The sequence below is a fragment of the Duganella violaceipulchra genome (assembly GCF_019166075.1).
Lineage (GTDB): Bacteria > Pseudomonadota > Gammaproteobacteria > Burkholderiales > Burkholderiaceae_D > Rugamonas > Rugamonas violaceipulchra.
Genome location: NZ_JAHTGR010000010.1, coordinates 1 through 14,207 on the forward strand (window position 1 = coordinate 1; position 14,207 = coordinate 14,207).

Below are 14,207 nucleotides of genomic sequence, written 5' to 3' on the forward strand. Positions count from 1 at the left end.
TTCGGCTTCCTCCAGATTCGCGGTCGCCCGCGACACCCTTGCCGTTCAGCTAACTCTTCCCCTCGCCGGGCGAGTAGAGGACTTTCACCTCCAAGTGAGTGCGCCCTGCCGGGCGCACATAAAAAAAGGGCGAGGATCGCTCCCCACCCCTCTGTCTTGCTACTCAGCCAAGAATCAGGCTGGAGCGGTCACGCTGGGCGAGACGCCCGAGCCGCCGTCGCTGGGCGGATGCTTGCGGATGGTCACGCCGGCTTTCGGCGCGCGTGGCTCCAGGCCGGCCATGATGTCGTTGATCTGGTCGGCATCGATCGTCTCCCACTCCATCAGCGCCTTGGTCATCACTTCGACTTTTTCGCGGTTCTCTTCCAGCAGCTTGCGCGCCAGCTTGTACTGCGTGTCGAGGATGCTGCGGATCTCGGCGTCGACCATCTGCTGGGTCGCTTCGGAAATCGTCTTCGACGCGCCGCCGAAGAAGCCGTCGTTCTGGCTGTCTTCGTAGACCATCACACCCATCGCGTCGGACATGCCGAAGCGGGTCACCATCGAGCGGGCCAGCTTGGTGGCGCGCGAGAAGTCGTTCGAGGCGCCGGTCGACATCTGGCCGACGAAGATCTCTTCGGCGATGCGGCCGCCGAACAGGATGGAAATTTCTTCCAGCATCTTGTCCTTGTAGCCCGAAATATTGTCGTGCTCAGGCAGCTGCCAGGTCAGGCCCAGGGCCCAGCCGCGCGGCATGATGGTCACTTTGTGGACCGGATCGGCCTTCGGCAGCAGCTTGGCGACCACGGCGTGGCCGGACTCGTGATACGCGGTGTTGCGGCGCTCTTCCTCGCGGATGACCATCGACTTGCGTTCCGGGCCCATGAAGATCTTGTCCTTCGCATCTTCGAAGTCGATCATGTCGACCAGGCGCTTGCTGCGGCGCGCGGCGAACAGGGCGGCCTCGTTGACCAGGTTGGCCAGGTCGGCGCCCGAGAAGCCAGGCGTGCCGCGGGCCAGGATGTCGGCCTTGACGTCGGTGCCGATAGGCACTTTGCGCATGTGCACGTTCAGGATCTGTTCGCGGCCGCGGATGTCCGGCAGGCCGACCGAGACCTGGCGGTCGAAACGGCCCGGACGCAGCAGCGCCTTGTCCAGCACGTCGGCGCGGTTGGTGGCAGCCACCACGATCACGCCGGACGACGCTTCGAAGCCGTCCATTTCCACCAGCAGCTGGTTCAGCGTCTGTTCGCGCTCGTCGTTGCCGCCGCCCATGCCGGCGCCGCGATGGCGGCCGACCGCGTCGATCTCGTCGATGAAGATGATGCACGGCGAATGCTTCTTGGCGTTCTCGAACATGTCGCGGACACGGGAAGCACCCACGCCGACAAACATTTCAACGAAGTCCGAACCGGAGATCGAGAAGAACGGCACCTTGGCTTCGCCGGCGATGGCGCGCGCCAGCAGGGTTTTACCCGTGCCCGGAGGACCAACCATCAGCACGCCGCGTGGAATGCGGCCGCCCAGTTTCTGGAATTTGCTCGGGTCCTTGAGGAAGTCGACGATTTCGTTGACTTCTTCCTTCGCTTCGTCGCAACCGGCGACGTCGGCGAAGGTGACGGTGTTATTGGTTTCGTCCATCATGCGCGCCTTCGACTTGCCGAAGGAGAAAGCACCGCCCTTGCCGCCGCCCTGCATCTGACGCATGAAGAAGATCCACACGCCGATCAGCAACAGCATCGGGAACCAGGAAACGAAGATTTGTTGCAGGAACGACTGCTCCTCAGGCGGACGCACGTCGAAGTGCACGCCGTTGTCGCGCAGGTCGCCGACCAGGCCGCGATCGAGGCCGGTGGCGGTGGCGCGCACCTTGGTGTCGTCGCTACGGGTGGCCGTGATGTTGACGCCTTCGATCACCACATCCTTGATACGCTTGGCCTTGACCTCATCCAGCAAATCGGAATAAGCGATGGGTTTGGCGCCAGCGGTCACGCCGTGACTGTCAAACTGCTTGTACAGCATCAGCAGCAGCAGTACCACGACTACCCAGATGGCTGATTTGGAAAACATGTTATTCACGAAAACTCCTTGGATGCAGGGCGCATCTTTTAACCGATAGCTAGAAACCCGATTTTACTCGCAATAAGCAGGCGGTGCCAGAAGCCCGCCTGCGCGTGCGGCCAAAATTCCAGCCGTAAAACACATTATTTGACCAAAATACCGGTGCGATCAAGTCAAAACTGATCCTCACCGTGTCGATGTGCGGCCCAAGCGCCAAATATCAAGGGCGCCCGAGAGGGAAATCGTCAGTTTCCAGCGGTAGTGCCGAGCTCATGCCGTCGGTCGGGTTTTTCAGGCCGCGCCCCAGCAGGAAAATCTCGGACGACTTGTCGCGGCTGGCTTTCGGCTTTTTCTGCACCACGGTTTTGAATTCGCGGCGGAATTTGAGCACGATATCGTTAAAACCCATGTCTTTAAAACATTTCACCAGCAGCGAGCCGTTCGGTTTTAAATGGGCCTGGGAGAATTCAATTGCCAAATCGATCAGATGTTCCATGCGCGCGGCGTCAGCCGAGGCAATGCCCGACAGGTTGGGCGCCATGTCCGATAACACCACATCAATTTTTTGACCTTTGACATGATCTTCCAATAATTGCAACACCTCGGGCTCGCGGAAATCGCCCTGGATGAAGTGGAAGTCGGCGATCGGCTCCATCGGCAGCAGATCGAGGCCGATCAGCGTGCCGTTGATGCCCCCGCCCTCCTTGCCGGACAGCTTGCGGCGCACGTATTGCCCCCAGCTGCCGGGAGTGCAGCCGAGGTCGACGATGACCTGGCCGGGCTTGATCAGGTTCTCGTCCTCATCGATCTCCTTGAGCTTGAAAGCGGCGCGGGCGCGGTAGCCCTCTTTTTGCGCTAATTTCACATAAGGGTCGTTAATGTGGTCGTGTAACCAGTTTTTGTTTAATTTCTTCTTCTTCATTCGCGTAGAATACTGCCTTTAAGGGAACCACTAAAAATATATTATGCAAAAACTTACACCTGTTGAGCGCAGCGCTCTGCGCGCCGAAGCGCATGGCCTCAAGCCTATCGTCATGATCGGCGAGGCAGGCCTGACAGCCAACGTCCTCAAGGAAATTGCGCTGGGTCTGGACTCCCACGGCCTGATCAAGGTCCGCGTGTTCGGCGACGACCGTGAAGCCCGCGCCGCCATGTACGACACCATCTGCGAACAGCTCGACGCGTCGCCGGTACAACACATCGGCAAACTGCTGGTGCTGTACCGTCCGAAGATCGAAACGGAAAAAGCCCGTTCGACCTCCGGCAAGGGCCTGCGCGAAGTCACCATCGTCAAGCCTAGCCCAAGCGGCACCAAACGTCCGTCTGTGACCAAGGTATTGCTCAAGGGGAATGAACGCGTGACGCAAGGCGGCAATATCAAACGCGCCAAGCCACAGCAGAAGTCGACCAAGAAGAGCGCACTGGGCTCGAAATAACGGCCCTTGACGGCACCGTCATACCCCGCACACCAGTGCCGGGGGCCTGACCCCGTCCGGGGTCAGGCCCCTTCGGTTAGGGTTATTGTTTCACCACCAGCCACGCGGCCAGCAAGCTCTGCACCAGGTAGATGCTGCTGGAAATGCCGTGCAACATGCCGAACTCGTTCTGAGCGGCGCCTTCCATCACTCCGCCCGGCCCCGCCGCGGCACGCAGAGCGGCCATCATCGGTTGTAGGCCGAAGTGCGACACCAGCGTGCACGCCAGCATCGTGATGACGACCACCAGCAGCATGCGGCGCGTCTTGGCGGCCGAATTGGCGGCCGAACCGGCGAAGATGCCGCCCGTCTCCGCGCCCTTGCTGACCCACAGCAGCGCCAGCATCACCAGTGCGCAGGCGATCGACAGCCAGGCCTGGTTCTTGAACAGGCTGGCGGCGATGGTGCCGGCCAGCACCCGGTCGCTCAGCGTGGCGAACAGCGTCGGCGCGGCCAGATAGCCGACTGCCCACAGACTGCCCGCCCACAGCGTTGCGACCAGCAAACGTGTACGCGCGAGCAGCATCAGATGTATCGCACTTCCAGGATTTCATATTCGCGCGGGCCGGACGGCGCCTGCACTTCCACCACGTCGCCGGCCGACTTGCCGATCAGCGCGCGGGCGATCGGCGAGGTCACCGATACCTTGCTCAGTTTCAGGTCCGCTTCGTCCAGGCCGACGATCTGGTAGGTCACTTTCGAACCCGAATCCAGGTCTTCCAGGTCCACGGTCGAGGCGAACACCACGCGGCCGTCGGCGTCGAGGGTAGTCGGGTCGATGATTTGCGCGGCGCTCAGCTTACCTTCCAGTTCGGCGATGCGGCCTTCGACGAAGGCCTGGCGCTCCTTGGCGGCATCGTACTCGGCGTTTTCCGACAGATCGCCATGCGAACGTGCTTCAGCAATCGCGTCGATCACGATACGGCGTTCTTTGGTCTTCAACTGGTGCAACTCTTCTTTCAGGAGTTCTGCGCCGTACTTGGTAAGTGGAACTGAAGTCATGTTTATATTTACTCTGTTGTTACAATGGAAAACCACAGAGGCCACGCCAACCTGCAGCGCGAGCTCTGTGGTTAAAAGGTACTGTTTCCCGTCACCGGGGCGACGAAAGAACCTTAGTGTAAGGTTTTATGCAGCCCTTGTAAATCGTACACTTGCAACTCGTCCAAATGACGGATGCCTTCGACCGCCGCTTCCGCGCCGGCGATGGTGGTGTAGGTCGTCACGCGCGACGCCAGCGACGAGGTGCGGATGGCACGCGAGTCGGTGATGGCGCTGCGTTTCTCTTCCACCGTGTTGATCACCAGGACGATCTCGTGGTTCTTGATCATGTCGACCACGTGCGGACGGCCTTCGACCACCTTGTTCACCGGGGTGACCGGAATGCCGGCCGCCGCGATGACGGCAGCCGTGCCCTTGGTCGCCACCAGCGTGAAGCCGATCTCCACCAGGTCGCGCGCCACCTTGACGGCGCGCGGCTTGTCAGACGATTTCACCGACAGGAACACCTTGCCCGATTTCGGCAGCTTGATGCCCGCGCCCAGCTGCGACTTGACGAAGGCTTCGCCGAAGGTCTTGCCGACGCCCATGACTTCACCGGTCGATTTCATCTCAGGTCCGAGGATGGTGTCGACGCCAGGGAATTTCACGAACGGGAACACGGCTTCCTTGACGCTGAAGTAAGGCGGGACGACTTCCTTGGTGATGCCCTGCTGCGCCAGGGTCTGGCCAACCATGCAGCGCGCGGCGATCTTCGCCAGCTGCAGGCCGGTGGCCTTGGACACGAACGGCACGGTGCGCGATGCGCGTGGGTTCACTTCCAGCACGTAGACCACGTCGCGCAGTTCGCCGTCGCGTTCCTGCTTCTGGATCGCGAACTGCACGTTCATCAGGCCGACCACGTTCAGGCCCTTGGCCATCAGCGAGGTCTGGCGCTTCAGTTCATCGATGGTCTCTTGCGCCAGCGAATAAGGCGGCAGCGAGCAGGCCGAATCGCCCGAGTGCACGCCGGCTTGCTCGATGTGTTCCATCACGCCGCCGATGAAGGTGGTTTCGCCGTCGGAGATGCAATCGACGTCGCACTCGATGGCGTCGTTCAGGAAGCGGTCCAGCAGCACCGGCGAATCGTGCGATACCTTGACCGCTTCGCGCATGTAGCGTTCCAGGTCGCGCTGCTCGTGGACGATTTCCATCGCGCGGCCACCCAGCACGTAGGAAGGACGGACCACCAGCGGGTAGCCGATTTCCTGTGCCAGAGCCAAAGCGTCGGCTTCAGTGCGGGCGGTGCGGTTAGGCGGCTGGCGCAGGCCCAGCGTGTGCAGCAGCTGTTGGAAACGTTCGCGGTCTTCGGCGGCGTCGATCATGTCCGGCGAGGTGCCGACGATAGGCACGCCGTTCGCTTCCAGGTCCAGTGCCAGTTTCAAAGGCGTCTGGCCGCCGTATTGAACGATCACGCCGACCGGTTTTTCCAGGTCGACGATTTCCAGCACGTCTTCCAGCGTCAGCGACTCGAAGTACAGGCGATCCGAGGTATCGTAGTCGGTCGACACGGTCTCCGGATTGCAGTTGACCATGATGGTCTCGTAGCCGTCTTCGCGCATCGCCAGCGCCGCGTGGACGCAGCAGTAATCGAATTCGATACCCTGGCCGATACGGTTCGGGCCACCGCCCAGCACCATGATCTTTTTCTTGTCGGTCGGCGCGGACTCGCACTCTTCATCGTAGGTCGAGTACATGTAGGCGGTGTTGGTCGAGAACTCCGCGGCGCAGGTGTCGACGCGCTTGTACACCGGACGGATGTTCAGTTCATGGCGCTTGGCGCGCACGGTCTTGGCATCGGTCTGCAGCAGGAAGGCCAGGCGGCGATCCGAGAAGCCTTTTTGCTTCAGCTTGTACAGCGTAGGCTTGTCGATCTGGTCCAGCTTCTGCGTGTCCATCCACAGTTCCAGGTCCACGATCTCTTTAATCTGGATCAGGAACCACGGATCGATCTTGGTCAGGTTGTGCACTTCTTCCATGGTGAAGCCCTGGGCGAAGGCGTCGCCCACGTACCAGATGCGCTCAGGACCTGGCTCGCCCAGTTCCTCTTCGATCTTCTCGCGGTCCTTGGTTTTTTCGTTCAGGCCGTCGACGCCGACTTCCAGGCCGCGCAGCGCTTTCTGGAACGATTCCTGGAAGGTGCGGCCGATCGCCATCACTTCGCCGACCGATTTCATTTGCGTGGTCAGGTGGTGGTCGGCGGTCGGGAATTTCTCGAACGTGAAGCGCGGGATCTTGGTGACGACGTAGTCGATCGACGGTTCGAACGAGGCCGGGGTCGCGCCGCCGGTGATCTCGTTGCGCAGTTCGTCCAGCGTGAAGCCCACGGCCAGCTTGGCCGCCACTTTCGCGATCGGGAAGCCGGTGGCTTTCGACGCCAGCGCCGACGAACGCGACACGCGCGGATTCATCTCGATGACGATCATGCGGCCATCTTCCGGGTTGATCGAGAACTGCACGTTGGAGCCGCCGGTGTCGACGCCGATTTCACGCAGCACCGCCAGCGAGGCGTTGCGCATGATCTGGTATTCCTTGTCGGTCAGCGTTTGTGCCGGCGCCACGGTGATCGAGTCGCCGGTGTGCACGCCCATCGGGTCCAGGTTTTCGATCGAGCAGATGATGATGCAGTTGTCCGCCTTGTCGCGTACCACTTCCATCTCGTACTCTTTCCAGCCGATCAGCGATTCTTCGATCAGCAGTTCGGAGGTCGGCGAAGCTTCCAGGCCGCGTTTGCAGATGGTCTCGAATTCTTCTTCGTTGTAGGCGATGCCGCCGCCGGTACCGCCCATCGTGAACGACGGACGGATGATGACCGGGAAGCCCAGCGTGCGCTGCACGGCCCACGATTCATCCATGGTGTGAGCGACGCCCGACTTGGCCGAACCGAGGCCGATCTTGGTCATCGCGTCCTTGAACTTGGAGCGGTCCTCGGCCTTGTCGATGGCTTCCGGGGTGGCGCCGATCAGTTCAACCTTGTACTTGTCCAGGATGCCGTGGCGATGCAGGTCCAGCGCGCAGTTCAGCGCGGTCTGGCCGCCCATGGTCGGCAGGATCGCGTCCGGCTTTTCCTTGGCGATGATGCGTTCCACCACTTGCCACGTGATCGGTTCGATGTAGGTGACGTCGGCCATTTCCGGGTCGGTCATGATGGTCGCAGGGTTGCTGTTGACCAGGATGACTTTGTAGCCTTCTTCGCGCAGGGCCTTGCAGGCCTGCGCGCCGGAATAATCGAACTCGCAAGCCTGGCCGATGATGATCGGGCCAGCGCCAATGATCAGAATACTTTTAATGTCTGTACGTTTAGGCATCTTATTTTTTCTCCGTTGCTTCCATCATGCCGATGAAGCGGTCAAACAGGTAAGCGACGTCAGTCGGGCCGGGCGATGCTTCAGGGTGGCCCTGGAAGCAGAAGGCCGGCGTGTCGGTGCGGGCGAAGCCCTGCAGCGAACCGTCGAACAGCGATTTATGGGTCACGCGGCAGTTGGCCGGCAGGGTGTCCGGGTCGACTGCGAAGCCGTGGTTCTGGGACGTGATCAGCACCTGTTTGCTGTCCAGGTCCTGCACCGGGTGGTTGGCGCCGTGGTGGCCGAACTTCATCTTCAGGGTTTTCGCGCCCGAGGCCAGGCCCATGATCTGGTGGCCGAGGCAGATGCCGAACAGCGGCAGCTTCTTGGCCATGAAGACCTTGGCGGCGGCGATCGCGTAGTCGCATGGCTCAGGGTCGCCCGGGCCGTTCGACAGGAACACGCCGTCCGGGTTCAGCGCCAGCACTTCGTCGGCGCTGGTTTGCGCCGGCACCACGGTGACCTTGCAGCCGCGCGCGGTCAGCATGCGCAGGATGTTGCGCTTGACGCCGAAGTCGTAGGCGACCACGTGGAACTTAGGATCGGCGAGCTTGCCGTAGCCTTCGCCCAGCGTCCATTCGGTTTCGGTGAAGTCGTAGGCCGCCTTGACGGTGACCACCTTGGCCAGGTCCATGCCGGCGATGCCGGGGAAGGAGCGGGCCAGGTCCAGCGCTTGCGCGGCCGACGGCTCGTTGCCTTGCGTGCCGACCAGGATGGCGCCGGACTGGGCGCCCTTCTCGCGCAGGATGCGGGTCAGCTTGCGGGTGTCAATACCGGCGATGCCGACGATGTTCTCGGCCTTCAGGTAGTCGGACAGCGACTGGGTGGAGCGGAAATTCGACGCCATCAGCGGCAGGTCACGAATGATCAGGCCAGCTGTGTGGACCTTGGAGGATTCGACGTCTTCCGGATTGACGCCGGTATTGCCGATATGCGGATACGTCAGCGTGACGATCTGGCGGCTATAGGAAGGATCGGTCAGGATTTCCTGATAGCCGGTCATGGACGTATTGAAGACCACTTCGCCAGTTGTATGACCGGCGGCGCCGATCGAAAAACCTTTGAAAATGGTACCGTCAGCGAGGGCCAGTATGGCTGGAACGGCAGGGCCAGATAAAAATGGCGGCAAGGGCAACTCCTGATAAAGTTACCGTAGCTGCGCCACGTCAGACGACCGTCGTGTGTCCCCGCCGTCGCAGGCCGGGTGGAAGGTCAGATTGAATATGGAGTGAGTGGTAGTCGGCTACGGTAGAGGTGAGATTGGCTAAACCTTTGAATTATAACCAAATCCTCCGGACTTGGCAATGGACCGTCGGCGAAATACCGGCAATAATTTCCTACTGACAGGGTGGTTTTATTTAGTCGCAATATTGGAAGCAGGCCTTTGTGTCGACTCCGCTGAGAGTTGCGGCAAGCCCTGCCGCCCCACATAATCTGAGATCGCGACAGACAACAATTGGTTAATGCTGCACCCTTGCAATTGAGCCAACTCCGCTACGTCCCTATGCAGGCTCCGTGGAATCCGCAAAGCCACTTTCCCGCTGAAATCAAATGGCCGTATCGGCTCGGCAATCGGCTGCCCGTGCGCAAGCGAGACCGCAAGCCAAGAAGCAGCCGCACTATCCAAATTGATTAACGCCTCGCCGGCAGTTTCACCTTCGGCAACACACCCCGGAAACTCATGGATATAAGCGGTATAACCACCCGCCTCGTCCGGCAAAAGTCTGCGAACATAAGGGCGAGCAAGAATCGCCCGGACCTTGCTCTCATTTTTTTCAGCCATCACCGTCTCCTCGCAAATACGCTTCCCACTGAACGACATCATCAAGCAGCGCGTCAATAATACTGGCGGCAGTTCCCACCCTTACATCCACACTGTGCGCAGGAATACTCAGCGGCCGCGCCAATTCAGGATCTTTACGTCGCATATAGGTAGGCTCCTTACCTCGATTGTCCGGTTGCCTCCCCAATGCCCTTGCCAACCCCTCGAACTCAACCGATTTGTGGCCGCGCGGACTACGCTGCATCGCCAGCAATGTCTTCTTAATCTTGGCCAAGTGTTTCGGAGTCATGGCATCGCAGCGATATCGCTGGCGATATCACATTATAGACATGCCGTTTGCATGCTGCGACGATTCTCCAATAGAAAATGCCGCCTGGTTTTGCGCCAGGCGGCATTCCGGTGCTACGGTCTCTTGCGGCGAAAACTTAGTTCAGCGCGGCGATACCGGCCTTGGCGACCTGCACATCTTCAGCCGACTTGACGCCCGAGACGCCGACGGCGCCGACCACGTGGCCGTCAACGATGATGGGCACGCCGCCTTCCAGCAGGCCGTCCGCCATCGGCGCCGGGGCGCTCAGGAAGGCGGTGCGGCCGTTGTTGATCATGTCTTCGTAGATCTTCGATTCGCGGCGGCCCAGCGCCGATACGCGCGCCTTGGCGGGGGCGATGTGCGACGACAGCGGCGCGGCGCCGTCCTGGCGTTGCAGCCACAGCAGGTGGCCGCCGTCGTCGACAATGGCGATCACGACTGGCCAGTTATGGGCGGTCGCCTCGGCTTCGGCGCCGGCAGCGATCTTCTTGATGTCGGCAAGCGACAGGTATGGTTTGGTTTGCATGTGCTCTTCCTTATTATTGGACCGGATATTGTACTGCTACGGTCTGCGCTTGGCTTCCAGTTTCTGCTTGATCTGCGCCATCACCAGCGCGGCGGCCTGCTCGCCCGCCAGGATCGCCTGGTTGCGGCCGGCGAAATCGTTACCCGCCATTTTGCCCAGGCTAGGCGCGATGACCACGTCCGCGTCCTTCAATTCGTACTGGTTGATGCGCTGCCCCATGATGCTGAAGGTCTGCATGATCACGTCCAGAGAACTGACGGTGGCCTGCACGTCGGCCTGGGTCGAGATATTGACGGCGATGACGAAGTCCGCGCCCATGTCGCGCGCAAAGCGCACCGGCACCGGCGCCACCAGGCCGCCGTCCACATACGAGCGGCCGTTGATCACCACCGGCTGGAACACGCCCGGCACCGACGACGACGCCCGCACCGCCATGCCCGTGTTCCCGCGCTGGAACAGGATCGGCTGGCCGGTCTTCAAATCCGACGCCACGGCGCCGAACGGTATCTTCAACTTCTCGATCGGCTGGTTGTTGACCGCCTTGTTGACGTAGGTTTGCAGCGCCTCGCCTTTCAGCACGCCGGAGCTCTTGCCGAACAGCGGCACCGCCCAGTCGGAGATCGCCGCTTCGTCCATGTCCATCGCCACCTTCTGCAACTGGAAGCCCGTGTTACCGGCGGCGTACAGCGCGCCGACCACCGAGCCGGCGCTGGTTCCGACCACGATGTCCGCGTAAATCCCCTGCGCCTCCAGCGCCTTGATCACGCCAATGTGCGCGAAGCCGCGCGCCGCGCCGCCGCCCAGCGCCAGGCCGATCTTGATCTTCTTGGGAGGCAGCGGCTCCGGCGCCGCCAGCGGTGGCGCCGACGGCGTCTCAATCACCGGATTGGTTTTGCAGCCGACAACGGCGGCTGCGGCGAAGATGGTTAAAGCGACAAGGGAAAGACGGCGTGATGGCATGTAGGGGTTCAATCTGCTGGGGTTTAGGCGCAGCAGATTGTACCCCACCTTACAGCGCGAAGATCGGCTTGCGCGTCTTCCATGCCCCGGCGGTGAAGTCGGGGAAGTCCAGCGTCTGGAAGTTCTGCGCGATCGACTGCTCCGACAACGGTGTGATGGCGCTCCACGTCACCGCATCGTAGATATCGATCGGCATCGGCGCCCTCGCCTTCAGCGCTTCGATGAAGGACTGAATGACGAAGAAGTCCATGCCGCCATGGCCGGCGCCCTCCGCGTCCTTGGCATGCTTGCGCCACAGCGGATGGTCGTACTTGTCCTGGTAGGGCTGGAAGTCCTCCCACTGGTGCGGTTTGCTCTTGCCCTCGATGTGGACGGAATTGTTCACGTCCATCCACAGGCCGTCGGTGCCCTGCACGCGAAAGCCCAATGAATAAGGGCGCGGCAGCGAGGTATCGTGTTGCAGCAGGATGGTCTCGCCGTTCTCGCACGACAACGTGGTGGTGACCACGTCGCCCAGCTTGAACTGCGTCTTCGCGCTAGGGCTGGTCGCGCCGCCCGGCTGCTTGACGATGTAGTCATGCAGGCCGCGCGCCTTGGTGGCGAAGCTGTTGATGCGCGTGAAGCGGTTGCCGCGGTTGATGTTGGCGTACATCGCGCACGGGCCGATGCCATGACTGGGATACAGTTCGCCATTGCGCTGCACCGAGTGCTCGGTGCGCCATTTGGCCTCCGACCAGCCCTTGGCGCCGAACTCCACGCCACCATATGGCTTGGCCGGATCGCCGTTGGTGAACTTCACGGCGCGCAGGTCGTGCTGGTAGCCGCCCTGCAGGTGTATCAGTTCGCCGAACAAACCGGAGCGCACCATCTGCAGCACCGCCATCACATCGCGGCGGAAGCAGACGTTCTCCAGCAGCATATACGGCGTGTTGGTCTGGAGCTGGGTGTTCAGCACATCCCAGTGGTCCTGCAGTGTGATACCGGCGACCACCTCGCAACCGACGGGCACCTTGGCCTGCATGGCGGCGATGGCCATCGGTGCATGCCACTCCCATGGGGTGGCGACGATCACGCCATCGAGCGTGCCGGCGTCCAGCATGCGCTTGTAGGCTTGCGGGTCGCGGTCCTCGCCGAAAGTCTTCGGCTTGGCCTTGCCGGATTTGTCCACCTGCTTGAGCGCGCGGGCCAACATGGCCGGATCGATGTCGCACAGCGCGACGACTTCCACGTCGTCGCGGCGCAGCAGTTCCTGCAACAGCACCTGGCCGCGCATGCCGGTGCCTATCATGCCGATGCGCACCCGCTCGCGGGTGGCGCCAAAGGCCGTCGGCAGCATCAGGCTACCCGCCAACGCTGCGCCGGCGGTCAGGAAGTCGCGTCGATTAAAAACTGATTTCATGGTGCTCCTTTCAATTATTGCTGCGGCAGCGTGGTCACATCCACAGCCGGTTGCCGGCCGGTGGCGGCGCGGGTGAAGGTCTGGTTCACCGGCACATAGCCGGCGAAGAAGCCGCCGTTACGCAGATAGAACTGGCCGTTATCCAGGCCGCCGGCGTAGTCCATCCGCTGGGCGCTGGTCACGGTGGCGTCGCCGGTGAAGCGCGCCGTCGTCACCTCGGACCATGCGCCCGACACGTTGCGTGCCCACTGGTTGCCGAACGATACACGCCGGCCAGTATAGCCCTTGGTATCGATGAAGTTCTCCAGGAAGGAGTAGGCTCCCGTCAGATAAGTGGTGGTGGCGGGACGCTTCCAGGTCGCGATAAAGCGCCACACGCCCAGCTCCGGCGCGTAGAACCACGCCGAGTAGTCGGTGGCGCCGGCGCCGTCCGGCCGCGCGCGGGTGATGAAGCGATAGGTGTTCCCGCTGATCCAGTTGTAGCTCAGGTAGGACTGGCCGCCCGTGCCCTCGCCGCCGAAGCCGTTGTCCACCACGCCCGCCCCCTTGCGCACCAGCGTGGTCTTGCCGCCGCCGTCCGCATCCCACACCGAGAACAGCACCCAGCGCTCGCTGGGCGATTTCACCTGGATGCCGAAGTAGCCCTGGCCGAAGCCGTTGGCCATGTAGTAGGAACCTTCCGGGTCCTGCCCCGCCGGCACCGTCACCTCGTTGTAGAAGTACTCGGTGTTGGCCGGCGTGGTGTAGCCCATGTGCACCGACGGCCCGCGCCGCGACCAGTAGTAGTTGGCAGCATCGTCGGCGTAGTTGATGGCGGAGGTGGTGCTCACCTGCAGCGCCGAGACGTCGCCGAAGTAGCCGCCGTCCTTGCTGACGCCCTGCAGGTCGACCTTCACATAGCCCGGCGCGGCAACGTTGACGGTGCCGACCTGGTAGCTCCCGCTGCCGTTGACGGACAGCTTGACCAGGAACGGCGTGCCGTTGACGGTGACGCGTATGGTGCTGTTGTTGCTGCCGGCCAGCCGGGCGTTCAGGCCCAGAGTGACCGCCCCTGCGGACGCCATGCGGAAGTAAGCACTGGTGACGGTGCCGGAGTTGCTCCAGTTGGCCAGGCCGCTGCTGTTGATCTCTTCCTGTGCGCCGGCGGGCGCGCTGGTGATGAAGGCATTGCCGGCCAGCGCCACCGTCTTCGAGCTGGCCGCGCCCATCACCACCTGCGCGGCCGTCTTATCCGTCTGGCCGCCGGTGCTTGCGCCACCACAGGCGCTCAACATCAACGCCGCGGAATACAGGAACAATCGTCTTGGCTTCAAAAGTTGTTTTGTCATTGTG

13 protein-coding genes are annotated in these 14,207 nt (G+C 61.7%); 1 reads left to right on the top strand and 12 read right to left on the bottom strand.

Features of this window, described 5'->3' with window-relative positions; all coding sequences use genetic code 11:
- Positions 1 to 174: 174 nt before the first annotated feature.
- A complete protein-coding gene (gene ftsH, locus KVP70_RS18800) occupies positions 175 to 2,058 on the bottom strand; it encodes an ATP-dependent zinc metalloprotease FtsH (protein ID WP_217943709.1) in 1,884 nt (627 codons plus the stop codon).
- A 202-nt stretch (positions 2,059 to 2,260) separates the two neighbouring features.
- Positions 2,261 to 2,962 carry an RlmE family RNA methyltransferase gene (locus KVP70_RS18805; RefSeq protein ID WP_217943710.1) on the bottom strand — a complete coding sequence of 234 codons (702 nt, stop codon included), beginning with the start codon at positions 2,960 to 2,962 and terminating at the stop codon, positions 2,261 to 2,263.
- A gap of 43 nt (positions 2,963 to 3,005) precedes the next feature.
- Between KVP70_RS18805 and KVP70_RS18810 the strand changes: the two genes are divergently transcribed.
- Positions 3,006 to 3,476: a YhbY family RNA-binding protein gene (locus tag KVP70_RS18810; RefSeq protein WP_217943711.1), complete on the top strand. Its 471-nt coding sequence runs from the start codon at positions 3,006 to 3,008 to the stop codon at positions 3,474 to 3,476.
- An 82-nt stretch (positions 3,477 to 3,558) separates the two neighbouring features.
- On the opposite strand, the gene KVP70_RS18815 is transcribed toward KVP70_RS18810, so the two are convergent.
- From KVP70_RS18815 to KVP70_RS18860, 10 genes are all read right to left on the bottom strand, one after another.
- Positions 3,559 to 4,041, bottom strand: a complete 483-nt coding sequence (locus KVP70_RS18815) for a DUF4149 domain-containing protein (protein ID WP_217943712.1) — start codon at positions 4,039 to 4,041, stop codon at positions 3,559 to 3,561.
- Positions 4,041 to 4,517, bottom strand: a complete 477-nt coding sequence (gene greA, locus KVP70_RS18820; protein ID WP_026335301.1) for a transcription elongation factor GreA — start codon at positions 4,515 to 4,517, stop codon at positions 4,041 to 4,043. The genes KVP70_RS18815 and greA overlap by 1 nt, the downstream gene beginning before the upstream one ends.
- 113 nt (positions 4,518 to 4,630) lie before the next feature.
- Positions 4,631 to 7,861, bottom strand: a complete 3,231-nt coding sequence (gene carB / locus KVP70_RS18825) for a carbamoyl-phosphate synthase large subunit (protein ID WP_217943713.1) — start codon at positions 7,859 to 7,861, stop codon at positions 4,631 to 4,633.
- 1 nt (position 7,862) lies between these two features.
- Positions 7,863 to 9,026, bottom strand: coding sequence for a glutamine-hydrolyzing carbamoyl-phosphate synthase small subunit (gene carA / locus KVP70_RS18830; RefSeq protein WP_217943714.1), 1,164 nt, complete (start codon positions 9,024 to 9,026; stop codon positions 7,863 to 7,865).
- A 225-nt stretch (positions 9,027 to 9,251) separates the two neighbouring features.
- Complete coding sequence (locus KVP70_RS18835; RefSeq protein ID WP_217943715.1) at positions 9,252 to 9,680, bottom strand: toxin-antitoxin system HicB family antitoxin; 429 nt, start codon at positions 9,678 to 9,680, stop codon at positions 9,252 to 9,254.
- Positions 9,673 to 9,969, bottom strand: coding sequence for a hypothetical protein (locus KVP70_RS18840; RefSeq protein WP_217943716.1), 297 nt, complete (start codon positions 9,967 to 9,969; stop codon positions 9,673 to 9,675). Before KVP70_RS18840 ends, KVP70_RS18835 begins: the two co-directional genes overlap by 8 nt.
- A gap of 136 nt (positions 9,970 to 10,105) precedes the next feature.
- A complete protein-coding gene (locus KVP70_RS18845) occupies positions 10,106 to 10,516 on the bottom strand; it encodes a heme-binding protein (RefSeq protein WP_020706088.1) in 411 nt (136 codons plus the stop codon).
- A gap of 36 nt (positions 10,517 to 10,552) precedes the next feature.
- Entirely contained in the window at positions 10,553 to 11,476 is a 924-nt protein-coding gene (locus KVP70_RS18850) for a patatin-like phospholipase family protein (protein ID WP_217943717.1), read from the bottom strand.
- A 49-nt stretch (positions 11,477 to 11,525) separates the two neighbouring features.
- Positions 11,526 to 12,875 (bottom strand): Gfo/Idh/MocA family protein, encoded by a 1,350-nt coding sequence (locus tag KVP70_RS18855; protein WP_217943718.1) that lies wholly within the window; start codon positions 12,873 to 12,875, stop codon positions 11,526 to 11,528.
- Between the two features lie 14 nt (positions 12,876 to 12,889).
- Positions 12,890 to 14,203, bottom strand: coding sequence for a DUF3472 domain-containing protein (locus KVP70_RS18860; protein WP_217943719.1), 1,314 nt, complete (start codon positions 14,201 to 14,203; stop codon positions 12,890 to 12,892).
- Between the last annotated feature and the right edge of the window lie 4 nt (positions 14,204 to 14,207).

What these genes read in the sequence shown, in the direction of transcription:
- KVP70_RS18845 (WP_020706088.1), bottom strand. Translation starts at nt 10,516, where the DNA reads ATGCAAACCAAACCATACCTGTCGCTTGCCGACATCAAGAAGATCGCT.
- KVP70_RS18860 (WP_217943719.1), bottom strand. Translation starts at nt 14,203, where the DNA reads ATGACAAAACAACTTTTGAAGCCAAGACGATTGTTCCTGTATTCCGCG.
- greA (WP_026335301.1), bottom strand. Translation starts at nt 4,517, where the DNA reads ATGACTTCAGTTCCACTTACCAAGTACGGCGCAGAACTCCTGAAAGAA.
- KVP70_RS18840 (WP_217943716.1), bottom strand. Translation starts at nt 9,969, where the DNA reads ATGACTCCGAAACACTTGGCCAAGATTAAGAAGACATTGCTGGCGATG.
- KVP70_RS18855 (WP_217943718.1), bottom strand. Translation starts at nt 12,875, where the DNA reads ATGAAATCAGTTTTTAATCGACGCGACTTCCTGACCGCCGGCGCAGCG.
- carB (WP_217943713.1), bottom strand. Translation starts at nt 7,861, where the DNA reads ATGCCTAAACGTACAGACATTAAAAGTATTCTGATCATTGGCGCTGGC.
- KVP70_RS18835 (WP_217943715.1), bottom strand. Translation starts at nt 9,680, where the DNA reads ATGGCTGAAAAAAATGAGAGCAAGGTCCGGGCGATTCTTGCTCGCCCT.
- KVP70_RS18850 (WP_217943717.1), bottom strand. Translation starts at nt 11,476, where the DNA reads ATGCCATCACGCCGTCTTTCCCTTGTCGCTTTAACCATCTTCGCCGCA.
- KVP70_RS18805 (WP_217943710.1), bottom strand. Translation starts at nt 2,962, where the DNA reads ATGAAGAAGAAGAAATTAAACAAAAACTGGTTACACGACCACATTAAC.
- KVP70_RS18815 (WP_217943712.1), bottom strand. Translation starts at nt 4,041, where the DNA reads ATGCTGCTCGCGCGTACACGTTTGCTGGTCGCAACGCTGTGGGCGGGC.
- KVP70_RS18810 (WP_217943711.1), top strand. Translation starts at nt 3,006, where the DNA reads ATGCAAAAACTTACACCTGTTGAGCGCAGCGCTCTGCGCGCCGAAGCG.